This window comes from Streptomyces sp. NPDC088400 (assembly GCF_044753355.1).
GTDB lineage: Bacteria > Actinomycetota > Actinomycetes > Streptomycetales > Streptomycetaceae > Streptomyces.
The window spans coordinates 304,244-325,214 of the sequence record NZ_JBIVMZ010000008.1; the positions used below are offsets into that span (position 1 = coordinate 304,244).

General features: G+C 67.3%; 23 protein-coding genes. 8 read left to right on the forward strand and 15 right to left on the reverse strand.

The features are described from left to right. Nucleotides 1-265: 265 nt before the first annotated feature. From ACIQD6_RS21970 to ACIQD6_RS21985, 4 genes are all read right to left on the reverse strand, one after another. The gene (locus ACIQD6_RS21970) at nt 266-670 is read right to left on the reverse strand and encodes a PPOX class F420-dependent oxidoreductase (RefSeq protein WP_401884785.1); all 405 of its coding nucleotides are present in this window, start codon (nt 668-670) and stop codon (nt 266-268) included. A 194-nt stretch (nt 671-864) separates the two neighbouring features. Beyond that, on the reverse strand, nt 865-1,395 hold the full coding sequence (gene ispF, locus ACIQD6_RS21975) for a 2-C-methyl-D-erythritol 2,4-cyclodiphosphate synthase (RefSeq protein ID WP_401884787.1): 531 nt from the start codon (nt 1,393-1,395) through the stop codon (nt 865-867). Further along, on the reverse strand, nt 1,385-2,131 hold the full coding sequence (ispD, locus tag ACIQD6_RS21980) for a 2-C-methyl-D-erythritol 4-phosphate cytidylyltransferase (protein ID WP_401884788.1): 747 nt from the start codon (nt 2,129-2,131) through the stop codon (nt 1,385-1,387). The genes ispF and ispD overlap by 11 nt, the downstream gene beginning before the upstream one ends. Nucleotides 2,132-2,555: 424 nt before the next feature. Continuing rightward, on the reverse strand, nt 2,556-3,038 hold the full coding sequence (locus ACIQD6_RS21985) for a CarD family transcriptional regulator (RefSeq protein ID WP_003953493.1): 483 nt from the start codon (nt 3,036-3,038) through the stop codon (nt 2,556-2,558). Between the two features lie 764 nt (nt 3,039-3,802). Between ACIQD6_RS21985 and ACIQD6_RS21990 the strand changes: the two genes are divergently transcribed. Further along, nucleotides 3,803-4,501, forward strand: a complete 699-nt coding sequence (locus tag ACIQD6_RS21990; RefSeq protein ID WP_401884789.1) for a DUF461 domain-containing protein — start codon at nt 3,803-3,805, stop codon at nt 4,499-4,501. 238 nt (nt 4,502-4,739) lie between these two features. Here the strand turns inward: ACIQD6_RS21990 and ACIQD6_RS21995 are convergent, their stop codons facing one another. Together ACIQD6_RS21995 and ACIQD6_RS22000 are read right to left on the reverse strand one after the other, a co-directional pair. Continuing rightward, nucleotides 4,740-5,420 carry a response regulator transcription factor gene (locus ACIQD6_RS21995; protein WP_142217884.1) on the reverse strand — a complete coding sequence of 227 codons (681 nt, stop codon included), beginning with the start codon at nt 5,418-5,420 and terminating at the stop codon, nt 4,740-4,742. Beyond that, nucleotides 5,417-6,694 (reverse strand): sensor histidine kinase, encoded by a 1,278-nt coding sequence (locus ACIQD6_RS22000; RefSeq protein ID WP_401884791.1) that lies wholly within the window; start codon nt 6,692-6,694, stop codon nt 5,417-5,419. Before ACIQD6_RS22000 ends, ACIQD6_RS21995 begins: the two co-directional genes overlap by 4 nt. Nucleotides 6,695-6,911: 217 nt before the next feature. Here ACIQD6_RS22000 and phoU point away from each other — a divergent pair, with 217 nt between their 5' ends. The 4 genes from phoU to ACIQD6_RS22020 all read left to right on the forward strand — a co-directional run bounded on the left by phoU (nt 6,912) and on the right by ACIQD6_RS22020 (nt 9,486). Continuing rightward, the gene (gene phoU / locus ACIQD6_RS22005) at nt 6,912-7,592 is read left to right on the forward strand and encodes a phosphate signaling complex protein PhoU (protein ID WP_401884792.1); all 681 of its coding nucleotides are present in this window, start codon (nt 6,912-6,914) and stop codon (nt 7,590-7,592) included. 301 nt (nt 7,593-7,893) lie between these two features. Further along, nucleotides 7,894-8,031, forward strand: a complete 138-nt coding sequence (locus ACIQD6_RS22010; RefSeq protein WP_401884793.1) for a hypothetical protein — start codon at nt 7,894-7,896, stop codon at nt 8,029-8,031. A gap of 777 nt (nt 8,032-8,808) precedes the next feature. Further along, nucleotides 8,809-9,162, forward strand: a complete 354-nt coding sequence (locus ACIQD6_RS22015) for a hypothetical protein (protein ID WP_401884794.1) — start codon at nt 8,809-8,811, stop codon at nt 9,160-9,162. A gap of 3 nt (nt 9,163-9,165) precedes the next feature. Then, nucleotides 9,166-9,486, forward strand: coding sequence for a hypothetical protein (locus ACIQD6_RS22020; protein WP_401884795.1), 321 nt, complete (start codon nt 9,166-9,168; stop codon nt 9,484-9,486). A 234-nt stretch (nt 9,487-9,720) separates the two neighbouring features. On the opposite strand, the gene ACIQD6_RS22025 is transcribed toward ACIQD6_RS22020, so the two are convergent. The 6 genes from ACIQD6_RS22025 to ACIQD6_RS22050 form a co-directional block, all read right to left on the reverse strand. After that, nucleotides 9,721-10,368 carry an RloB family protein gene (locus tag ACIQD6_RS22025; protein WP_401884796.1) on the reverse strand — a complete coding sequence of 216 codons (648 nt, stop codon included), beginning with the start codon at nt 10,366-10,368 and terminating at the stop codon, nt 9,721-9,723. After that, a complete protein-coding gene (locus ACIQD6_RS22030) occupies nt 10,337-11,683 on the reverse strand; it encodes an ATP/GTP-binding protein (RefSeq protein WP_401884797.1) in 1,347 nt (448 codons plus the stop codon). Before ACIQD6_RS22030 ends, ACIQD6_RS22025 begins: the two co-directional genes overlap by 32 nt. 413 nt (nt 11,684-12,096) lie before the next feature. Further along, nucleotides 12,097-12,858: a phosphoglyceromutase gene (locus ACIQD6_RS22035; protein ID WP_401884799.1), complete on the reverse strand. Its 762-nt coding sequence runs from the start codon at nt 12,856-12,858 to the stop codon at nt 12,097-12,099. A gap of 146 nt (nt 12,859-13,004) precedes the next feature. Continuing rightward, nucleotides 13,005-13,373, reverse strand: a complete 369-nt coding sequence (locus ACIQD6_RS22040) for a hypothetical protein (RefSeq protein ID WP_401884801.1) — start codon at nt 13,371-13,373, stop codon at nt 13,005-13,007. 104 nt (nt 13,374-13,477) lie between these two features. Next, entirely contained in the window at nt 13,478-14,686 is a 1,209-nt protein-coding gene (locus tag ACIQD6_RS22045; RefSeq protein WP_401884802.1) for a helix-turn-helix domain-containing protein, read from the reverse strand. A 32-nt stretch (nt 14,687-14,718) separates the two neighbouring features. Further along, nucleotides 14,719-15,033: a putative quinol monooxygenase gene (locus ACIQD6_RS22050; protein ID WP_401884804.1), complete on the reverse strand. Its 315-nt coding sequence runs from the start codon at nt 15,031-15,033 to the stop codon at nt 14,719-14,721. A gap of 365 nt (nt 15,034-15,398) precedes the next feature. On the opposite strand from ACIQD6_RS22050, the gene ACIQD6_RS22055 reads away from it, so the two are divergent. From ACIQD6_RS22055 to ACIQD6_RS22065, 3 genes are all read left to right on the forward strand, one after another. Beyond that, the gene (locus ACIQD6_RS22055; RefSeq protein WP_401884805.1) at nt 15,399-15,725 is read left to right on the forward strand and encodes a hypothetical protein; all 327 of its coding nucleotides are present in this window, start codon (nt 15,399-15,401) and stop codon (nt 15,723-15,725) included. A 133-nt stretch (nt 15,726-15,858) separates the two neighbouring features. Then, entirely contained in the window at nt 15,859-16,770 is a 912-nt protein-coding gene (locus tag ACIQD6_RS22060; RefSeq protein ID WP_401884806.1) for a phosphatidylinositol-specific phospholipase C, read from the forward strand. A gap of 179 nt (nt 16,771-16,949) precedes the next feature. Continuing rightward, nucleotides 16,950-18,158 carry a DUF2993 domain-containing protein gene (locus tag ACIQD6_RS22065; RefSeq protein ID WP_401884808.1) on the forward strand — a complete coding sequence of 403 codons (1,209 nt, stop codon included), beginning with the start codon at nt 16,950-16,952 and terminating at the stop codon, nt 18,156-18,158. A 225-nt stretch (nt 18,159-18,383) separates the two neighbouring features. Here the strand turns inward: ACIQD6_RS22065 and ACIQD6_RS22070 are convergent, their stop codons facing one another. The 3 genes from ACIQD6_RS22070 to ACIQD6_RS22080 form a co-directional block, all read right to left on the reverse strand. Continuing rightward, nucleotides 18,384-19,796, reverse strand: a complete 1,413-nt coding sequence (locus ACIQD6_RS22070) for a sensor histidine kinase (protein WP_401884809.1) — start codon at nt 19,794-19,796, stop codon at nt 18,384-18,386. After that, entirely contained in the window at nt 19,793-20,635 is an 843-nt protein-coding gene (locus tag ACIQD6_RS22075) for a response regulator transcription factor (RefSeq protein WP_401884810.1), read from the reverse strand. Before ACIQD6_RS22075 ends, ACIQD6_RS22070 begins: the two co-directional genes overlap by 4 nt. A 91-nt stretch (nt 20,636-20,726) precedes the next feature. After that, on the reverse strand, nt 20,727-20,918 hold the full coding sequence (locus ACIQD6_RS22080; RefSeq protein WP_401884811.1) for a hypothetical protein: 192 nt from the start codon (nt 20,916-20,918) through the stop codon (nt 20,727-20,729). Between the last annotated feature and the right edge of the window lie 53 nt (nt 20,919-20,971).

Genomic DNA, 20,971 nt, shown 5'->3' on the forward strand with positions numbered 1-20,971 from the left:
GTCCGCTTTGAGCAGTGCCCCGCGACCCTTTGGGCCACGGGGACACAGAAGCGTGACATTTATGACCACCTGGTCATGTCATCTGTCATCATTTCGGACCCATCGAACTCATCACGAGCCGATCGCAACCGATCGCGAACCGATCGCCGACTCGTCCCGAGCCACTCGCCGGCTGATCGCGAGTCGATCGCGAGTCGATCGCGAATGATCAGCAGCCTCTCGCAAGCCGCTCGCGAGCTCCGGTGGGCCTCGTCCGCCATCCCGGTCAGAGGCTGCCGACGACCTTGCGCGGCGTGATCCGGACGACCACACGCTCGTCGTCCTGACCCGAGGCCGGGTTGAACTCCGCGTACGGCTTGCCGGTGTACTTGAGCGACAGTTCGTCGATCAGGTCCTGGCCGCCCTCGGTGGTGAGGGTCGCGGCGCCGCGGATCTCCGCGTAGGTGTACGGCGCGTCGGCGGGCTGTACGACGACGGTCACCCGGGGGTCCCGCCGCAGGTTCCGCTCCTTGCGCCGGCCGACCGTGGTCGAGATCAGCACGTCGTCGCCGTCGCGCTTCGCCCACACCGGCGAGACCTGCGGGCTGCCGTCGGGCTGGATGGTGGCGATGGTGACGAAGACGGTTCCGTCGAGGACTTCCTTGAGCTGCTCGGAGAGCGCGGCTGTCATGGCTGCCTTCCTGATACCTGGGGCGTGGACCTGCGGATCGCGGCCGTACGGATAACGGATACTCGCCGATATTCCCTCAACCCACGCCCCGCGACAGGTATTTCGCGCGGGCCGGTCGCTATGCACCGGCCGGCCCGCCCGCCGGGGACCGGCCGGCCTACGTGATGCGGCCGGCCGCCCGGCCGCCCAGTCAGTCAGTCGGTACGAATCACCAGCGCCGTGGCGATCGCGGCCAGCCCCTCGCCCCGGCCCGTGAAGCCAAGTCCGTCGGAGGTGGCGGCGGAGACCGAGACGGGAGCGCCGACGGCCTCGGAGAGGACCTTCTGCGCCTCCTCCCGGCGCTTGCCGATCTTCGGTCGCGCGCCGACGACCTGCACGGCGACATTGCCGATCGCGAAGCCCGCGTCCCGGACGATCCTGGCCGCCTCCGTAAGGAGGGTGATGCCGGGCGCTCCGGACCATTCGGGGCGCCCGGTCCCGAAGTGCGCGCCGAGGTCGCCGAGGCCGGCGGCCGAGAACAGCGCGTTGCAGGCCGCGTGCGCGACGACGTCCGCGTCGGAGTGCCCGGCCAGACCGGGCCCCTCGCCCTCCCAGAGCAGACCCGCGCACCACAGCTCGCGGCCCTCCTCGAACGCGTGGATGTCGGTGCCGATACCGACCTGCGGCAACCGCGCGAAGGCGGCTACGGGCGCGGTCGGCGGGTGGCCGGAAGCCTCAGAAGCCATCGTTGGCCCTCCTCCGGGCGAGAACCGCCTCGGCCAGCACGAGATCCAGCGGCCTGGTCACCTTGAACGCCTCCTCGTGGCCGGGCACGACCACCACGGGCGCGCCGAGCCGCTCGACCATACCCGCGCAGTCCGTCGCCCCCTCTCCGACCGATGCCACGGTCCGGTGCGCGCGGTGGAGCGTTTCGCGGTCGAAGCCCTGCGGAGTCTGTACGGCGCGCAGCAGGGCCCGGTCGGGGGTGGCGACGACCGGCTCCGGCTCGCCCTTCTCGCCGGGCTCGACCTGCTTGACGGTGTCCGAGAGCGGCAGCGCGGGCACCACGGCCGGCGCGCCGTCCCGTACGGCTTCGACCACGGCGTCCACGGTGTCGACGGGCACGAGCGGCCGGGCCGCGTCGTGGACGAGGACGGTGGTGATGCCGTCGGGAAGGGCGTCGAGACCGCGCCGTACGGACTCCTGGCGGGTCTCGCCGCCGGGCACGACGAGGTAGTCGGTGCTCTCGGGCAGCGGGTGTTCGTTGAGGAGGTGTTTCACCTCGGGGGCGCCGTCGGGCGGGGCGACCACGACGACGAGCGAGACGGCGCGGGAAGCGGCCATCGCGCGGACGGCGTGGATCAGCATCGGTGTGCCGCCCAGCACGCGGAGCGCCTTGGGGGCTCCCGGGCCGAGCCGTACCCCCCGGCCTGCTGCGGGGATCACCGCGGCGGTGCGGTGGGGGCGGGCTTCGTCAGACATCGGTTGCACTCCGGCAGGTTTGTTTCCTCGGCCGACATGGGTATGGCCACAGCGTGCCGGGCGCGACGCCTTGACCGGACCCTTCCGTGACACGGTCGAGACGGGCCGCCCCGGCTCCCCGGTCCCGGCACATCTGGTACTGCTCCCGGGACTCGGGGCATGACCCCGAAAATCACGACAGATGAATGTGTACGCACAGGACCTTGGGGAAGGTGCCCGTTCGTACGAGAGATGTCGGAGCGAGGGGGTCAGGAATGACCGCTGCGGGACCACGCATGCCGGACGGGATGCGTGTGTACGGACATGCCGCAGCGCCCGGCGACTCAGCTCTTCCGTCATTGCTGGTCAGCGGGCACCACGGCATTCACTGCGTTATTCGGCATGCGCTGCTGCTGGATGGAGATGGAACCGGCAGCGTCATGATTCAGGACGCGAGGACCTCGTCGAGCAGAGCCTCGGCCTTGTCTTCATTCGTGTTCTCCGCGAGAGCCAGCTCGCTGACAAGAATCTGCCGCGCCTTGGCGAGCATGCGCTTCTCACCTGCGGAGAGTCCGCGCTCGCGCTCCCGGCGCCACAGGTCGCGCACTACTTCAGCGACCTTGATGACGTCGCCGGAGGCGAGTTTCTCGAGATTTGCCTTGTAGCGACGGGACCAGTTCGTCGGCTCTTCTGCGTACGGCGCCCTGAGCACCTCGAAGACCCGGTCCAGCCCGTCCTGACCGACCACATCGCGCACTCCGACGAACTCCGCATTGTCCGCCGGCACACGCACCGTCAAGTCGCCCTGGGCGACCTTGAGCACCAAGTAGGTCTTGTCCACGCCTTTGATCTGGCGAGTTTCGATGGCCTCGATCAGCGCGGCCCCGTGATGGGGATAGACCACGGTGTCGCCAACCTTGAACGTCATGTGACAGGTACCCCTTCCGTGGCTATCCAGGGTAACACGAGAATGGCTTCTTCTGAATGGCGTTTTCGCAGGTCAGGGCGCATCTCGGGGCTTGACAACAGCAACAGGAACGTGCTGCGAGCGGCTTCCGGAAGAGGGTATTCGCAGGTCGGACCGGCTGTGCGGGCACACCGAAACGCGCACGTTACCCGGCACAGAACGTCCTCCGAAGGGGACGAACGTCCCGTTTTGCCGGGTTCGGGGAGTCGAACTTCCTCTACTCCGTTCGGATGTCGATCACTCGTACGGATGGAAACGGATGGAAGGTGAGACGGAAGTACAGCGGAAGTGCGAGGGATTCTGAATTTGATCACCACGGCTCCCGGGACGGTATTCGTAAGGAATGTGTGGCGGCCGAAGGAATTGATCACCCGTGTTTTGTGAACGGCGTGCGAAACAGAGCCGGTGAGCGGGGGTGAAACAGCGGGAGCGGCCTGGGATCAGCCTGGAACCGGTCGAGCCGATCGGTTCCAGGGCGCGAGCCGGGAGCGCGGAGAGGGACGGCCCGCCGCCGCAGATTGCGCAGTCCGCCGCCCCGGGACAGGCATGGAGCGGGCCGGGACAGGCATGGAGGGGGTCGGAGGCGGGTCGGGTGCGGGGCGCCGGGGGCGGCTCGGTAACCTGAAGCCGCTGACAGATCTCCGTCCGCCCAGAGCTAGTTCTTCGCTTTGATCTTCGCTCGTGCTCAGTCCCCTCGTCCGAACGTCCTAGGAGTTGCCGCCGCCGTGAGCCGCAGCCTTCGACGCGGCGTCCTCGCCGCTTCTGCCCTCGTGTTCTCGCTTGCCTCGCTCACCGCGTGCGGCGCCGGCAACAACGCGCAGACGCTCGGCGTCAAGCCGGACAGCGCCGCCACCTCCGTGGACGTGATCACCATCCAGAACGCGACGGTGGTCACCCAGCCCGAGGCCGACGCGGCGGGTCCCGCGGTCGTCACCGGCACGTTCTTCAACAACGGCAAGAGCGCGCAGACCCTCGACTCGATCAAGCTGCCGGGCACCAGCGCCACGGTGAAGCTCTCGCCGGCCAAGGGCTCCGGCCCGGTCACCGTGCCGGCCGGCGGTTCGGTCCAGCTCGGTGGCGCGGGCAATGCCTCCGCCGTGATCGACAAGGGCAACGAGGCCGCGAAGAACGGCGACGCGCAAGAGGTCGTGTTCACGTTCAGTGAGACCGGCGAGGTGGGCCTGCGCGCCTTCGTCTATCCCTCGAACAGCTACTTCAAGGGCGTCGGCCCGAGCAGCCTGCCGGCATCGCCCTCGAAGTCGCCCTCCGCGACCGTCTCCGGATCCTCCACGGGCAAGCCGTCGGGGAACGGGTCCGGCGCGGCCGGCGCGCCCGACACGGCGAATCCGTCGGACACCGCGAACCCGTCCGACACCGCGAACCCGTCGGACTCCGCGTCGGCCTCGCACGAGACGGACGACTGAGGCCGCTGAGGCGCAGGTCGGCACGGCACGTACAGGCCGGCACGACACGTACAGATACGGCTGTGGCGCCCCACCCGGGTCAGGGTGGGGCGCCACAGCCGTACGTACAGGCACGTCACGCGCGCGGGCGCTCAGGGCGCACGCATACGGGCCGGAGCGGACCCTCAGGAGTCCGCGCGGGCCCGGGAAGCCGGTCTTGGTGACCGGGGCTGTCCGAGTGGGTCAGGAAACCACCGGTTTACGGCTCGAACTTGTAGCCGAGGCCTCGCACCGTCACCAGGTAGCGCGGCGCCCCCGGGTCCGGCTCGATCTTGGCGCGCAGCCGCTTGACGTGGACATCGAGAGTCTTGGTGTCGCCCACGTAGTCCGCGCCCCAGACCCGGTCGATCAGCTGCATCCGGGTCAGCACCCGGCCCGCGTTGCGCAGCAGCATCTCCAGCAGGTCGAACTCCTTGAGCGGCAGGTCGACCTTGCCGCCGGAGACCGTGACGACATGGCGGTCCACATCCATCCGGACCGGACCCGCCTCCAGGGCGGCCGGAGTGACCTCCTCGGGCTCACCTCGGCGGCGCAGCACCGCGCGGATGCGGGCGACCAGCTCGCGCGAGGAGAAGGGCTTGGTCACGTAGTCGTCGGCTCCTATCTCCAGGCCGACGACCTTGTCGATCTCGCTGTCCTTGGCGGTGACCATGATCACCGGGACATTGGACCTGCCGCGCAGCTGGCGGCAGACCTCGGTGCCCGGCAGGCCGGGCAGCATCAGGTCGAGGAGGACGAGGTCGGCGCCGTTGCGTTCGAACTCGTCGAGCCCCTCGGGGCCAGTGGTCGCGATCGCGACCTCGAAGCCCTCCTTGCGGAGCATGTAGGACAGGGCGTCGCTGAAGGATTCCTCATCCTCGACGACGAGCACTCGGGTCACGGAAGGACCTCCGGGGAAGGAATCACGGTCGGGGGATCCAGCTCGTTGCTGGCATCGGTGGCGGTATCGGGGGTGTAGAGGGAGCGGTCGTCTTCGTCCGGGCCCGTAGGTGTGCGATCCCGCGCGGCGCCCGCTTCGGGCAGCCGCAGGGTGAAGGTGGAGCCCTGGCCCTCTGAGCTCCATACGGTGACCTCCCCGCCGTGCGAGGCGGCCACATGCTTGACGATGGCGAGGCCGAGCCCCGTACCGCCGGTGGCCCGGGAGCGGGCCGGATCGACGCGGTAGAACCGCTCGAAGACACGCTCCCGGTCCTTCTCGGAGATACCTATGCCCTGGTCGGTCACGGCTATCTCGATCAGGTCCCCGCCGCTTGCGGAGACCCGGCGCGCGGCGATGCCGACGCGCGTGCGGGCCGGTGAGTAGTTGACGGCGTTCTCCACGAGATTACCGAGGGCCGCGGCGAGCTGGCCGCGATTGCCCCACAGGCGCAGGTCGGCGGTGCCGCCCGCGGCCATGGTGATCTGTTTGTTGGACGCGGGCTGCCGGGACCGGTCGATGGCCTCGTCGACCAGTTCGTCCACCCGTACGGACTCCGAGTCCTCCAGCGGGTCGTCGTTCTGCACCCGGGAGAGGTCGATGAGCTCCTGTACGAGATTGGTCAGCCGGGTCGCCTCGATCTGCATCCGGCCGGCGAAGCGGGTGACCGCCTCGGGGTCGTCCGAGGCGTCCATGACGGCCTCGGAGAGCAGGGAGAGCGCACCGGTGGGGGTCTTGAGCTCGTGGCTGACATTCGCCACGAAGTCGCGCCGTACCGCTTCGATACGGCGGGCCTCGGTGAGGTCCTCGACCAGGAGCAGGACGAGGCGGGACCCGAGGGGGGCGACCCGCGCGGAGACCGCGAGGGCCTCGCCCCGGCCCGTACCGCGCCGGGGGAGATCCAGCTCCACCTGCCGTATCTCACCATCGCGACGGGTGTCGCGCGCCATGTGCAGCATCGGCTCGACGGCGAGCTTGCCGCCCCTGACCAGGCCCAGCGCGTACGCGGCGGAGCTGGCCTTGACGACGGAGTCGCTCTCGTCGAGCACGACCGCCGAGGAGCGCAGCACGGAGAGGACCGTGTCGACGCCCGGGGGCAGCACGGCGTCCGTGTGCAGTGAGGTGCGGGTGGGTCGTGCCTGGTCGCGTTCGCTCCAGCGAAACGCCAGCATGGCGATCACGCCGGTGCACACTCCGGCGATCGCTGCCAATGCGGCGACTGCCGCGTTCACGTCCATGCAGCCAGGTTATGCGCGCCCACCGACACTCTCCCAGCCGTCGAGGTGTCTCCTCGAACACTCGTCGCCCAGAGTTCACCGAGGAGAAAGTGACGGTTCACTTGGGAGGGAGGAGCCGGACGCGTAACGGACAGAACGTGGGAACGTGGGGGTCCACGGCCCCTGCCTCCGGCCCTGGCAGGAACGTCGCAGGAACGTCAAGAGAGGGACAAACCCTATGCGGGACGCGTACCACGAGGAACTGGACTCGATAGGCGAGGACCTGGTCGAGATGGCCCGGCTCGTCGGTTCCGCCATCGGGCGGGCCACCACCGCCATGCTCGACGCGGATCTCAAGCTCGCCGAGACCGTGATCGCCGCCGACGAGAAGGTCGACGACCTCCAGCACGACCTGGAGGCCAGGGCCATCGCCCTGCTGGCACGGCAGCAGCCGGTCGCGACCGATCTGCGGATCGTGGTCACCTCACTGCGGATGAGCGCCGATCTGGAGCGTTCGGGAGACCTGGCGCAGCACGTGGCCAAGCTGGCGCGGCTCCGCTTCCCGGAATCGCCCGTGCCGCTCGACCTGCACGCGACGCTGCTGGAGATGGGGCAGCTGGCGCAGCGCCTGATGGCGAAGTCCGCCGAGGTGATCATCACCAAGGACGTCGACCTGGCCCTCCAGCTGGAGCAGGACGACGACGAGATGGACCTGCTGCACCGCACGCTGTTCCAGCACCTGATGGACGACCGCTGGAAGCACGGCATCGAGACGGCGGTGGATGTGACGCTGCTGGGCCGCTACTACGAGCGGTTCGCGGACCACGCGGTGTCGGTCGCCAAGCGGGTCGTCTACCTGGTGACGGGCGAGCACGCGGACGAGATCCAGCAGCTGGAGACACCGGTCGAAGGCGCGTAACGGGCCGGACGGGGGCACGTGGCGCCCACGTAGCGGACCGTACGGGGGCACGTGGCGGACTGTACGGGGGCACGTTGCGGGCGGGTCGGGGCGTGTGGCCGAGGGCGCTCGGGCCGGACGGGGGCGCGCGGGCGGGCATCGGCAGTGCATCGAGGGCGCATGGAAGGCCGGAGGCGTGCGGAGGGGGCGCGTACGTCGGCGCTTGCGCGCATGCGCCGCAGATGCGCCGTTGATGCGTCCGTCGCGATGAGCTTGCAATAGGGCGAAGGCGACATTCATGCACGCCCTTGAGGAGGATTCCATGGCCGATTCCCCCACGACCGCCCCCGCCGTCCCAGCGGTGCACCCGCCCGTGCTCAGCGCCTGCGGCTGCGGCTCCGGCTGCGGCTGCGGCTGCCAGTCGGGCGGCTCGTGCCAGTGCGGCGGCGGCTGCGGCTGACGTCGTACACGAATGCGAACAAGGAGGCCCCCTGCGTGCGGGGGGCCTCTTCGTATGAACCGGCCGATCCGGGCCTCGGGCCTGCTCCGCTCCGCTCCGCTCCCGGAGGTACTGCCTGGTCATCCGCTGAATCGCAACTCGTACGGTCTCCCGCTGCAACTCAAACTCACGTCGTTCCGTGATGTGCAACGATGCCGTGGCGGCAGTTGGGCCTGTCACATATCCCGAGTGGTCTCCTGCTGTCCGTGAATCCTGAACATTTGCTTGGGCCGCAGACGAGGCAATATGAGGCTTCGGAGTCCAGGTCCCAGCCCGCCTCGGAAAGTCGCGACTGGGCGCTCTCGTGGAACCTTCGGACTTGCACCTCCATCTGATCAAAGTCAGCCGCATTCGCCTCAACTGCCTTTTGCTGAGCGTCCGTCAGTGCATACTCGGTAGCCATTGACCCTCCTTGGGTTTTCGCTTTCTTCAGCAGTATGCGCCCGAGATCCCGAGAATTCATCTCGGGATCTATGTAGCTATCGAGTTGTCAAACTGTTGACCGTTGATCGATACGCACATTGGCGATGCCGGCCATGGCAGCGGTTGGGCCGTCCGCTTTCCGTGCACCTGGCGGAGCGCCCACGACGGGCTCAGCCATATCGCGGCAGCAGTTGCTACGACGGCTGGCCCATCTTGGCTGCGGCAAGGCGTCGTTGACTGTGCTTGACCGCTCGATGTGGCACGACTGTGGCACGTGCAGAGTGCGCATCGCTGATGGCCAGTAGGCTCATGTTCATGGATGCGTTCTTGCCGTTCCTGATCATGATCGGTGGCCTTGCCGCGGTCCTGGGCTTCTTTTCCTGGCTGGCTGTACGTATTCGTCACCGGGGCCTCGCGGGCGGGGCCATGAGTGCGGCCCTGGCCTCCTACGAGGAGGCGTTCCGTATCACTGCTCACGAATCCCACGTCGAGATCCAGGCGCAGAAGGAACGCAAGGCGCCGATCCTGTCGCCTGATGATCACTGGGGGCGTGGCCCTGTCGAGGCATGCCCAGTCGGCGCAGCGGACCGTGGAACGCCTCGGTCGCGAACTCGGCGCTCGCGACGGGGCCTTGGCCGTTGGGTCGATCGTCTGAGGCCGGGACGCTGATCCATGCGCACCGTGTGGCTGATTGTCGGAGTAGTTGTTGCGCTGGGCGTCGTCGCGTTCCTGGCGGATCGTGTTCTGCTGGCGATGGAGGCGCGGCGCTGGATCTACTGGCGCAAGACCAAGAGCCTGTCATCCATCGGTGCCGACCTCATCCAGGAGAGCGATCCCGGGGCCCAGGCCGCCAAACGGGCCATGGAGCAGGAACGCGTACGCAAGAACGTCAGGCCCGCGGAGGACCCGCCCTTCCGGATCGACCTGAACGCCGGCACGGTGCACATCCGCCGCGCCGGAGGCGACGGGAAAGACCCGGGCGGGATGTCGTAACTGGCGGCAGTTGGTGCGTTGACCTGCGGTGAAATGGCGTTGCAATCCTGGTCGCACCCGCAGCCAGTGCTCTGGCCGAGAAGGTTCGCCGGTGTAGCTCGGTGACGCCGCCCACCTCACAGACCGAACAGCAAAGGCGCCAACCTGTCCATGTACGACGGCGCCGTTGCGGTGTGCTGGGCATCAGTAGTCTGCTCGCTCGGCTACTAGTAATTTACGCAGGATTTCAATGACTTATGGGTTGCGACCGTATGCCTGCAGCAAGGCCGAGATCAACGCAGGGACTGAACTATGCGGATTTGGCGGAGCGTGCTTCATCTTCACCTCTCCACATCCAGAAGCGCGAGCCATAGCTTCCAAGTAATTTTGATAGGGAAATTCATCAGGCATATTCTTGCCGGAAAACCCTCGTTTCTGCAGAAGTTTGACCAGAGCAGTCGCATCTACCCATGATGTGCGACTCTCAAAATGCCATAGAAGCCAAATCTCAAAGCATGGAGAGCTAATATCTATTTCAATATTCGAACGACTCGCTTCGATGCACGCCCTCTCTAGACTGGCATGTTCATCTACATCAACTACGCACCAGACTGCATCAAAGGGATCCCCGCCCTTATCTTCGAGATCGCGACGTCTTACTGCTTCACTTACCACACTCAAGGGGTCACGGCCGACACCCACTGGCCTGACACTAACCACGCGTACGGCTTTAGCCCTCAATAACGCAGCGAATTTTTCGAGTACTGTGGCTCCGTATTGACACCTTCGGTGGCGATAAGCATCTTTATGTACTCGGATCGCTTTTTCTTCGACTTTGAGATTTTCCGCGATCCGCGCAACTGTCGACGACTCATGCTTGATTCTCCATCTGTAGAGATGCAAGCAATTCCTCCCAAGCGAGCGTGGGGACTGCCCCATATCTTCCCCCGAGATACCGGCGTTCCACATTGTGATCCTTCTTGACGGGAAAGTCCGTCAGAGGATAGATCTCTGTGGCCCCATCGAGAGTTTTCTCGGCGAACCACATCTCCTCGGTGTCCAAGCCGTCACCTGATAGGTGTCCCATGAGGGACGTGTCGTGCGAGGTGAATACAAGCTGAGCCCCAAGCGTGTTGATCTCCGGGGACTTGAACAGGGCGATGAGTGCCGACGCGAGCCTCGGGTGCAGGCTGGAGTCGAGCTCATCCACCAGAAGTACGCCGCCGTACTTAATTTCTCGCAGCGCAGGCAACGCAAGGGAAAGCCAAGCGACGGTGCCACTGCTCTCATCGCCGAGTTCCAGGCTGTGGGGATCCTCGGATGAGGCCCCTTGATGCCAAAAACTGATCACCTTCCTTTGCTCCTTCAGGAAGTCGGCGAAGAATTTTTCTTCATCGTCCTCTTCGTCCAAAACTGCTCTCATTGCCCTTCGCATGCTCAACTGAGTCATCTCGTCGACCTCGATTTCCTCCAGCGAGAGTCGATGGATGCCCAGGTCGGCGAATCGCAGCAGGCTCTGAGCTTGTTCTAGCGCCTCCTTTTCCTCAATCCATTTCTTGACCGACATGATTCGGCTCCGCTTGAAGAATTCAGAAAAAGCCGCATAGGTCAAATGCCTGGTCAGGAAGTGGTTGACGCTCTTCAGGTAGGAATGGTTTGCCATGCTTGCCGTGGAGAGATACAGATTATAGCCTCCCATAAGGCGGGAAATTCGAATATTCTCACCTTTGAGGCTCCTGCTGAATGTCATGTCTCCTGGGTCAGGACCGCCCCTTTCGAACAGGATTCGACGGCGCCCCTCGGGATATGAGTGTAGCCATTCAGCAGCGACCCCCTTGGGGCCAGTCTCGAAGCCGTACACGTGGCGTGTTCCCTCGACTGTGAAGTCAAACTCGTATGCCGAGGTTTCCTTCTTGGAATCCTTGTCGAGCAGGAAGGGGGCATGAGGGAAGGATTCTCGATCGCTCCACTTGGCGGAATTACTAATGGCTTTCACTGCAAAATCCATTGCGTCAAGGAGCGTAGTTTTCCCTGATGCGTTGGGGCCGAAAATTCCGACGACCCGGCTGGTTACCAAGTTCCAGTCATCCTCCTTGGGGCGTACCCCTTCGAAGCTTGACTTGGTGAACACGAGTTCGGCAGTGTCACGGATGGACTTGTGGTTCGTGGCTCGGAACCTCAGAAGCATGTCAACCTCACAGGCTAGGTGCAGTTTCATCCACTCATAGGACGATTACCGCCCTCGTTGCCCTTCAAACGGTATGCCCTGTGTAGCTACACCGCTAGCTGTGTCCCCGCCAGATCGCCAGCGTGGGAGGCTGCGGAGGCGGCGCCGACCATCTAAGCCAGAGGGGTTTTCTCCCACGTCACGCTTGCAGCCGCCAGCGCGCCGCCTGGCGCGGGCCTTGAAGTCGTAGGCGCAGACTTGGAGTTCTGCACTTCGACGGTGCGCGGAGTACCAACTCGCCCTCGTCGGTGAGGCCTTCGGCCCAGCACTCGCACCAGTGGCCCCGGTGGGCTTCGATCTTCCATGGCTCGCATCGCAGTCCGACAGCCCAGGGACGGCCCCAGAACAACGAAAAGCCCCCTACCAGCGGAGAAACCGCAGGCAGGGGGCCTGATCGGTGAGGCTTACTTCTTCTTGCCCTGGTTCTTGACCGCCTCGATCGCGGCCGCCGCCGCGTCCGCGTCCAGGTAGGTGCCGCCCGGGTTGACCGGGTGGAAGTCGGCGTCCAGTTCGTAGACGAGAGGGATGCCGGTCGGGATGTTCAGGCCCGCGATGTCGGCGTCGGAGACGCCGTCGAGGTGCTTGACCAGGGCGCGGAGGCTGTTGCCGTGGGCGGCGATCAGGACCGTGCGGCCGGTGAGCAGGTCCGGGACGATCGCGTCGTACCAGTACGGCAGCATCCGGTCGACGACGTCCTTGAGGCACTCGGTGCGCGGGCGCAGCTCGCTCGGGATCGTCGCGTAGCGGGGGTCGTCGCTCTGCGAGAACTCCGTGCCGTCCTCCAGGACCGGCGGCGGGGTGTCGTACGAGCGGCGCCACAGCATGAACTGCTCCTCGCCGAACTCGGCGAGCGTCTGCGCCTTGTCCTTGCCCTGGAGCGCGCCGTAATGGCGCTCGTTCAGCCGCCAGGAGCGGTGGACCGGGATCCAGTGGCGGTCGGCGGACTCCAGCGCGAGCTGCGCGGTGCGGATCGCGCGCTTCTGTACGGAGGTGTGCAGTACGTCGGGCAGCAGGCCGGCGTCCTTGAGCAGCTCACCGCCCCGGACTGCCTCCTTCTCGCCCTTCTCGGTGAGGTTGACGTCCACCCAGCCGGTGAACAGGTTCTTCGCGTTCCATTCGCTCTCGCCGTGGCGGAGGAGGATCAGCTTGTACGGTGCGTCGGCCATGGGCCCGAGCCTAATGGAACGGCTCCGGGGGCCTCGATCGACGTCCACCGTCGCCTCACCGGCGCCGGTGAGGCCACCGTACGTACGTTTCCGGTGGCCCCGCCCGGCCTCGCGCCCGTGGCGATGGAATGGGGGAGGAACCGAGGTCAGTCGTTGAGTTCTTCGGTGACGAAACGGCGTGCCTCGCGGCGGGCCGCGTAGCGTTCCTTGCGGTTGCTGGTCTTGACGTACGCCTGCCATTCCTTGACGCAGGTGCGCATGTGGCATCCGGAACAGCAGGTTCGGCCCGACACCAGCGCGCCGGGTTCCCACCGGCAGTGTGTGTCCGTGGCCTCTTGTGTGGGGCTCGGCGGCAGATCGCAGGCGCCGTCGCGGTGATCGTGGACCGGCCGGGGGTTGTGTTCCGCGTAACGCACCCACAGGGGCTTCGTCTTGTCCGTACGGGACATCTCGTTCCTTCCGGAACCCGCCGCCCGTGCTCCCGGTCCTTCCGGGCGGGCGGCTAGATCGTCCACGTCATGGCGTCACGCTCCTTCCCTGTGTCCTCGGCGCCGGCTCTGGTCCTGGCGCGGATGGGATTTTAGGTCACCCCCCTCCGGCATGACGAGAGTTCATCCCGTCAAGCCATGGCGTCCGCGCGCTCCGCCAAGCCGCGCAGATCCTTCGAAGCCGTGCGTCCGGCCATCAGCATCAGCTCCCGGATAACAGCACGAGCCGCGACATGCCCGCAGATCAGTTCAGGGGCGATCTCCTCGGCCCGCAGCAAGCACTGCAACGCATCACCGAACTGACGCCGCTGGGAGTGAGCACGTCCAAGGTCCATCAACAGCCTGGCTCGTCGTTCGACGGACAGTTCACCCGCGTCGAGTCCCTTGGCGATGTCGAGTGCTTCTCCGGCGTCTCCGAGGTCGACTGCGGCGGAGACCGCCTGGACCTCGACGTTGACGGGGCCGAACTCCAGATTGAAGTCGTTTCTCTCGACACCGATGCGCGCCGCCACAGCTCTGGCCTTGTCGATCTGCTGACGTGCTGCCGACCGTTCGCCGGCGCGCGCGTGCACCAGGGCCAGCGCGAGGTGGAGGGAACCGACGACCGAAAGCTCCTCAGCAGCGGTCGTGTCAGCTTCGGCATGCCGTGCCAAGGTGTTGATGGCGGTGGCGGCCGCGTGCTCGGCCTGGTCCAGGTGCTGAAGGCGAACGAAGGCGTGGACCAGCCGGAAGATTCCGACGAAGACTCCGAGGCGGTCGCCGGCGAGTTCGGCTGCCCGGATCGCGCGGTCCGCTGACACCCAGGCGGCGTCCGCCTCGTTCTGTCGTACAAAAGCCGCTGCCAAGGCTTGGTACGTGCGGGCCAGAAGCCCGTGGATCTCCGAGCGGTGGCCCTCGGGCGCGGTTCGCGACGCACGTTCCAGCCGTGGCACGAGTGGCCCCAAAACCGTGCTCAGCTCCGCGAACCGACCGACATGAGTGAGCTCCCAGACTCGATCGACATCGGCCCGCAGCTCGGGCAGCGTTTCGGCGCGAAGGTCGCTGCGCGGCTCCAGCAGCACGTCAAGCGCTGAATGCCCCGAGATCACCAGACGCGCCTGGTCCAGATCGTTCGGTGATGCCTCATCCGTCGCTTCCGGCTCAGGGGCAGTCGGCGCATCAGGCTGGAGCGCTTGCAGTGGTACGCCGAGACCGTCCGCGAGCAAGCGGAGCACGTCAAGTCGGTTGATCGGCTGTATGCCCCGTTCGACCTGGGACATCCAACTCGCCGTGCGCCCGATCGCGGCGGCCAGTTCGCTCTGGGTGAGACCGCACTGCCTGCGCAGTTCGGCCACCCGCATGCCAAAGGCGCGCCGTCTCTCCGATGACACTGCTACAACGCACCCTTTCCCGCGACGGCGTGGAGGAACATCACTTCGACGTCGGTGAGGTACTGCTCACGCTCGGCAAGGAAGTGCCGTGTGTGCGGCTGCGCTTCATGCGTCTCGAACGCGGCGCGGTCGGCGTACAGCTCGTAGAAGACGCGTACCAGCGGCTCGTCAACCGGGATGTGACTGACGTACGTCAGCGTGCCCGATTCCCTCTCCCTGATGCCCTCCAGGGTGCGAACACATAGATCGTCAAAGGCAGTTGCCGCCCGCTCGTCGCGCAACGTGAAGCGCACGACCAACCCGTAACCCTCACTCATGTGCACCCTCTCCCAGTCACCGCAAGTCTGCCAGGTACACAGTTCAACTGCGAGTCGCAGTTTTTCTTCACTCGCAGAGAATCTGTGAGTACACTGCAATCGTCGCGCTACCCGGAGTGACCAACCGTGCGCCTCATGGCAGTTGAGAGCGCTTCAGTACCGGTTATCACCGGCGCGCAACACCACGACGGACCGCGCAACCGTCTGACCGCGGTTCGGGGACATGACCAACCTGAAGGAAGCAGGCCAACAATGCCGCATCGCATCTCCCGTCCCTTCGAGCGGTCGCCGAAACCGCTCCTGCCCCCTCGCAGCCGGCGCCGCGCGCTCGCCCGTGCACGCCGTGACGGCGTCAAGGTGGCGGCATGAAGTCCCCTGAGCGCGTCACCCGGCTGCTCCCCTGGGGCGACACAGAAGGCAAGCCGTGCTATCTCCTCACCGACTCCAACGGCGGCCATGTCTCCCGCCTCGCCGACGAGATCGAGTCCGTACAGCTCAGCATGGGCAGGGACCTCATCCAGCACGCGCGCCCGCTCCTCGACGACTCCAAGGCGACCTGCGGCGAACTGCGTTTCCTCGCCGCCCGGTTGACCGAATCCCTGCGTGATGTGCTGCGTGTCGCCGAAAGTCGGGGCGCGCGGCTCCCCTTGTACGACGATGTGGGCCAGGACGACGAACCGGCTTCCGGATAGCCAGGAATCGCCGCAGAGCTCCCGCCTCTCCGGGGGCTCCGCGCCGCCCTCGATCAGAACCTTTCCTTCATGACGTGTACGGGACATACTCCGAAAGGCTCTCTCCCCCCACGGCCTACGGAGGCACCCCCGCATGAGCACGCAGCCCGGCAGGTACATCGGCGCGCACCCCGGCACCCGACGCGGTTTTCTCGCCGGCGCCCTCGCCGTATCCGCCACCGCCCTCATGGGCGCGGCTCCCGCAACCGCCGCGTCGCGGCGGGTACTCGCCACGCAGGACTGGATGCGCGGCTTCGCCGACTCCACTCCCGTACAGCGGCTGACCATTCCCGGTACGCACAACTCCGGCGCGCGCTCCGGCGGGCTCTACGTGGCGTGCCAGAGCACCACCGTCGCCGAGCAGTTGAACAGCGGGGTCCGCTTCCTGGACGTCCGCTGCCGGGCGTACGAGAACGCGTTCACGATCCACCACGCCGCGTACTACCAGAACCTGAACTTCGACGACGTGCTCGGCGCCTGCCGGGGCTTCCTCCAGGCGAACCCCTCCGAGACCGTGCTCATGCGGGTCAAGCAGGAGTACTCCACGGAGAGCGACGCCGAGTTCCGGCGGATCTTCGACACCTATCTGGACGGCAAGGGATGGCGTTCCCTCTTCCGGCTGGACGGCGGGCTCCCGACGCTCGGGGAGGCGCGCGGGCGGGTCGTGCTGCTCGCGGACAACGGCGGGCTGCCCGGGGTCCGGTACGGGGACGCCGGACTGTTCGACATCCAGGACGACTACCAGGCGGAGCCCGGCGCCAAGTACCCCAAGATCGAGGCCCAGTTCCGCAAGGCCGCCCAGCAGCCGGGCAAGATGTACATCAACTACGTCAGTACGGCGGCCCTGCTGCCGCCCCGCTGGAACTCCGACCGGCTCAACCCTCAGGTGCACAGCTTCATCGACGGGAGCGAGGCGAGCGGCTGGCGCGGGCTCGGGATCGTACCGCTGGACTTCCCCGCCACCCGCTCCGGACTGGTCGAGTCACTGATCCGCCACAACGGCTGACCCTGACCCTGACCCGTCGATACGGCCCCGTCGGCCTAGCACGGAAAGTCGACGGCGTGGGCGATCCCAGGCCTCAGGGTGGGATCGCCCACGTGAACAGTGGGCTAATTGACGGCAAACTGCCACATACCGCTGATGAGACTTGCGTGCTGGACAGGTGAACGTGGTGGGATGAGTCGATGCGACCCCCCACACGCATACCCGAGCATCCACCCAATCCCTATGACGAGCTGGCCCAACTCGCCACACCTGAGACAGACTTCACATACGATCCCCGCGACCCGCTGGAGCTGGGGCTCGCGTCGGACAACGACGACGACAGGGACGAGTGGTCCCCGCCGAACCACCGTGGCCGCAGCCGCTTCGGTTCTCTCCCCGCCGCTCTCAAGATGACCGTCGCCCTCGTCGTCTGCGCCGCCTTCCTGCTGCTGGGCGACCGCGCCGCCGAGTTGTACGCGCAGGACAAGGCCGAGGACACGCTCCAGCAGTCGCTCGGCCTCGCCACCCGCCCGGCCGTCGACATCCACGGGTTCCCGTTCCTCACCCAGGTCGCGGCCAAGCGGCTCGACCGGGTCGACGTCACCGTCCCCGATGTCGCCGCGAACCGGGTCTCGCTGGCAGAGGTCCACGCCAGTGCCCATGACATCGACATCAAGGGTGACCTGCCGACCTCCATCAAGGGCGCCGTCATCGGCCGTATGGACGGCGATGTACTGCTCTCCTTCGACGACCTCAACCGTGAGCTGGGCATGTCCCAGGTGAAGTTCACCGACGCGGGCAAGGACTCCGTGAAGGTGGCGGGGTCGCTGCCCGTGGCAGGCCATGACCTGCGGCTTCGGGCCACGGCGCACATCAAGCGCGAGGGCGTCGGTACGGTGTCCACCACCGTGGACGGCATGCGGCTCGACGTCCCGGGCGTGGCCAGTTACACGCCCGGCAAGGACCGCGCCCACTCGGGGCTGCGGCTGGCGCCCGAGACCGCCAAGGCGATCGCCCAGCAGAAGACCCGCGCCAGGGCGCTGCTCGAAGTACCCACCGTGGTGGACCGGCTCGGGGTCCCGGAGGAACGGGTACAGGAGGCGCTGCGCAGCGAGGACGAGCTGAGCCGGCTCACCGGAACGCCGCGCTTCGCCCAGCAGTTGATGGGGGTCAACCTGGTCGACGTGGTCGCCGACAACCCAGAGCTGCTGAAGGAGGCCGGTGTCGACCCGAGCCTGGTGGACGCGCTGCTCAACCTGCGTCCCCCGGAGCTGTCCGACCGGCTCTCGCTCTCCTTCACACTGCCGAAGACACCCGGCAATCTGGGGTTGCGGGATGTCACCGTGGAGCCGGAAGGAATCAAGGCGGAGCTGGCCGGTTCGGGGCTGCGCTTCGGCAAGGACGGTTGAGCGGAAGCGGAAGCGGGCGGTTACTCAAGGCTGCCGGGGCCGCTGGGGCCGCCGCGGCAGCTGGGGTGGTTTGCGGGCTGCTGCTCGACGCAGTTGGGGGCAGCTGGGGCGGGCCCCGGGAGGCCTCGTACGGCCCTGCCCCGGGTAACCCGCCCCGCTCCTCCCGCCCCCGGCTCTACCCCGGCCCCGTACCGCCCCACTCCGGTACCACCCGGCCCGGCCCGCTCACGGAGTCTCCGGCGGCGGCGTCGGTGCCCCCGGGATACGGATCGCCGCGACCGTCCCGCCGCCCGCCGCCTGACGCAGCGCGACCTCACCGCCCGTCTGCTGGACCGTACGGGCCACGATCGACAGCCCGAGACCGGAGCCGGGCAGCGCGCGGGCCGTCGGTGAGCGCCAGAAGCGTTCGAAGACGTGGGGCAGTTCCTCGGCCGGGATGCCGGGGCCGTGGTCGCGTACGGTCAACTCGCCCCACACGCTCAGCGCGACCTCGACTGACCCGCCGGGCGGGCTGAACTTCACCGCGTTGTCGAGGACGTTGACCAGCGCCCGCTCCAGGGCGGCCGGCTCGGCCCGTACGTACCAGGGGTTCAGCTCGGCGCCGATGGTCAGATCGGGGCCGCGCAGCCGGGCCCGTTCCAGCGCGCTCGCCATGATCTCGTGCAGCGCGACGACCTGGAGCGGCCCCGGATCGGCGGCGTCCGGGCGGGACAGTTCCTGGAGGTCCCCGATGAGCGCGGCCAGCTCGGTCATCTGCGCCTTGACCGACGCCATCAGCGCCTTGCGGTCGTCGGGCGGGATCGCCCGGCCCGTCTCCTCACTGCGGGCGAGCAGCTCGATGTTCGTACGGAGCGAGGTGAGCGGGGTACGCAGCTCGTGCCCGGCGTCGGCGATCAGCTGCGACTGCCGGTCCCTGGAGGACGCGAGCGCGGCGGTCATCGAGTTGAACGAGCGGGACAGCCGGGCGATCTCGTCCTCGCCCTCCACGGGGATACGGACGGTGAGATCCTCGGTCCGCGCGACATGCTCGACCGCGCGGGTCAGTCCGTCCACGGGCCGCAGCCCCGCCCTGGCGATCCAGAGGCCCGCCGCGCCCGCCCCGAGGACGCCGATGCCGGCGACGGCGGCGAGCAGCAGGGCGAGCTGGTTCAGGGAGGAGTCGATCTCGCCGAGGGGACGCGACACGGAGACCGCGATCTCGGTGCCGGGACGCAGAAGCTCGCGCTGGGTGTAGACGCGGACCTTGGCACCGTCCTGAGTGGTGCTGTCGTGCAGGGTGTCGCGCCGGCTGCCGCGCGCCACGTCGACGTCCTGCGGCTGGAGCTTCACCGGCTCCGAGTACGTGGCGACGCAGGAGTGGCCGCCGGGCGTGACCACCTGGATGTAGGCGAAGCCGGTGGTGGCCGTGGTGTCCGGGTTGGTGCCGGTGGCGCAGTTGTCCAGGGCGTCCTGCACGGTGCCCGGCGGGGCGGAGCTGTTCTGGAGGGAGGTGTCCAGCTCGCTCCACAGCTGGGCGCGGGTCAGCAGCCAGCAGGCGACGGCCGCCGCCGCCACGGCGACCGCGACCGCGAGGGCGACGAGCAGCGCGAGCCGGGACCGGAGCGGCAGCCCACGGAACCGGCTCACAGGACCGGTCACTCCGGACCGCCGGTCCCGGCGAAGCCGGTGCCCGTCCCCATGCCTGGGCCCATACCGGTACCTGGGCCCGTACCCATGCCTGAACCCGTACCGGTGCTTGGGCCCATGCCCGTACCGCTCCCCCCGTCCGCACGCAGCGCGTACCCCACTCCCCGCACCGTGTGGACCAGCCGCGGCTCGCCGCCGCTCTCCGTCTTCCGGCGCAGATACATCACGTACACGTCCAGGGAGTTGGAGCTCGGCTCGAAGTCGAAGCCCCACACCGCCTTGAGGATCTGCTCACGCGTCAGCACCTGGCGGGGGTGCGCCAGGAACATCTCCAGCAGGGTGAATTCCGTACGGGTCAGCTCCACCCGCCGGTTGCCCCGGGTGACTTCGCGCGTCGTCAGGTCCATCCGCAGATCGGCGAAGGCGAGCACGTCGTCCTCGGGCAGATCGCCGGTGGTCGTCGCGTACGAGCTGCGCCGCAGCAGCGCGCGGATCCGGGCGAAGAGTTCGTCCAGCTCGAACGGCTTGACGAGGTAATCGTCGGCGCCCGCGTCGAGACCGGTGACACGGTCACCGACCGTGTCCCGGGCGGTCAGCATCAGGATCGGCACCTTCGAGCCGCCGGCCCGGAGTCGGCGGGCCGCGGTCAGCCCGTCCATCCGCGGCATCTGGATGTCGAGGACGATCAGATCCGGGGCGTGGGCCGCGGCCTTGGTGAGGGCGTCGATTCCGTCGACGGCGACTTCCGTCCCGTATCCGTCGAAGGCGAGGCTCCGTTGCAGGGCCTCGCGCACGGCGGGCTCGTCGTCGACGATCAGGATCCGCTGGGGATCGCCTTCGGCGGGACTCATGTCGCTTCTACCTCGTCAGTTCGGCCGTCGCCGTGGGCGACGGAGCGGGCAAGGACCTTTCAGGGACCTCTGAGCGGGCGACCGGTGGTCTTCAGCCTCGCATGCCGGCGGAGCGGCGGCGTGCGCCGCGCCTTCCGGCGCCGGCCGAGCCCGGGGCGCTGTCGCCGCGCGCCCCGTCGGTGGGGTGCGCGGCGGTGTGGAGGAGATCATGGACGAGGGCGAGCGGAAGGGCCAGATCGGCCGGACCGGCGGGCCGGGTTACGTTGCTCTCGGTGCTGGCCATGGGGGCCTCCTCGGGTGTTCCCCGGTAACGCGGTATTACTGATGTGCTCTTCG

What these genes read in the sequence shown, in the direction of transcription:
- ACIQD6_RS21970 (WP_401884785.1), bottom strand. Translation starts at nt 670, where the DNA reads ATGACAGCCGCGCTCTCCGAGCAGCTCAAGGAAGTCCTCGACGGAACC.
- ispF (WP_401884787.1), bottom strand. Translation starts at nt 1,395, where the DNA reads ATGGCTTCTGAGGCTTCCGGCCACCCGCCGACCGCGCCCGTAGCCGCC.
- ispD (WP_401884788.1), bottom strand. Translation starts at nt 2,131, where the DNA reads ATGTCTGACGAAGCCCGCCCCCACCGCACCGCCGCGGTGATCCCCGCA.
- ACIQD6_RS21985 (WP_003953493.1), bottom strand. Translation starts at nt 3,038, where the DNA reads ATGACGTTCAAGGTTGGCGACACCGTGGTCTATCCCCATCACGGGGCC.
- ACIQD6_RS22000 (WP_401884791.1), bottom strand. Translation starts at nt 6,694, where the DNA reads ATGGACGTGAACGCGGCAGTCGCCGCATTGGCAGCGATCGCCGGAGTG.
- phoU (WP_401884792.1), top strand. Translation starts at nt 6,912, where the DNA reads ATGCGGGACGCGTACCACGAGGAACTGGACTCGATAGGCGAGGACCTG.
- ACIQD6_RS22010 (WP_401884793.1), top strand. Translation starts at nt 7,894, where the DNA reads ATGGCCGATTCCCCCACGACCGCCCCCGCCGTCCCAGCGGTGCACCCG.
- ACIQD6_RS22015 (WP_401884794.1), top strand. Translation starts at nt 8,809, where the DNA reads ATGGATGCGTTCTTGCCGTTCCTGATCATGATCGGTGGCCTTGCCGCG.
- ACIQD6_RS22020 (WP_401884795.1), top strand. Translation starts at nt 9,166, where the DNA reads ATGCGCACCGTGTGGCTGATTGTCGGAGTAGTTGTTGCGCTGGGCGTC.
- ACIQD6_RS22030 (WP_401884797.1), bottom strand. Translation starts at nt 11,683, where the DNA reads ATGAAACTGCACCTAGCCTGTGAGGTTGACATGCTTCTGAGGTTCCGA.
- ACIQD6_RS22035 (WP_401884799.1), bottom strand. Translation starts at nt 12,858, where the DNA reads ATGGCCGACGCACCGTACAAGCTGATCCTCCTCCGCCACGGCGAGAGC.
- ACIQD6_RS22045 (WP_401884802.1), bottom strand. Translation starts at nt 14,686, where the DNA reads ATGCGGGTGGCCGAACTGCGCAGGCAGTGCGGTCTCACCCAGAGCGAA.
- ACIQD6_RS22050 (WP_401884804.1), bottom strand. Translation starts at nt 15,033, where the DNA reads ATGAGTGAGGGTTACGGGTTGGTCGTGCGCTTCACGTTGCGCGACGAG.
- ACIQD6_RS22055 (WP_401884805.1), top strand. Translation starts at nt 15,399, where the DNA reads ATGAAGTCCCCTGAGCGCGTCACCCGGCTGCTCCCCTGGGGCGACACA.
- ACIQD6_RS22060 (WP_401884806.1), top strand. Translation starts at nt 15,859, where the DNA reads ATGAGCACGCAGCCCGGCAGGTACATCGGCGCGCACCCCGGCACCCGA.
- ACIQD6_RS22065 (WP_401884808.1), top strand. Translation starts at nt 16,950, where the DNA reads ATGCGACCCCCCACACGCATACCCGAGCATCCACCCAATCCCTATGAC.
- ACIQD6_RS22075 (WP_401884810.1), bottom strand. Translation starts at nt 20,635, where the DNA reads ATGAGTCCCGCCGAAGGCGATCCCCAGCGGATCCTGATCGTCGACGAC.
- ACIQD6_RS22080 (WP_401884811.1), bottom strand. Translation starts at nt 20,918, where the DNA reads ATGGCCAGCACCGAGAGCAACGTAACCCGGCCCGCCGGTCCGGCCGAT.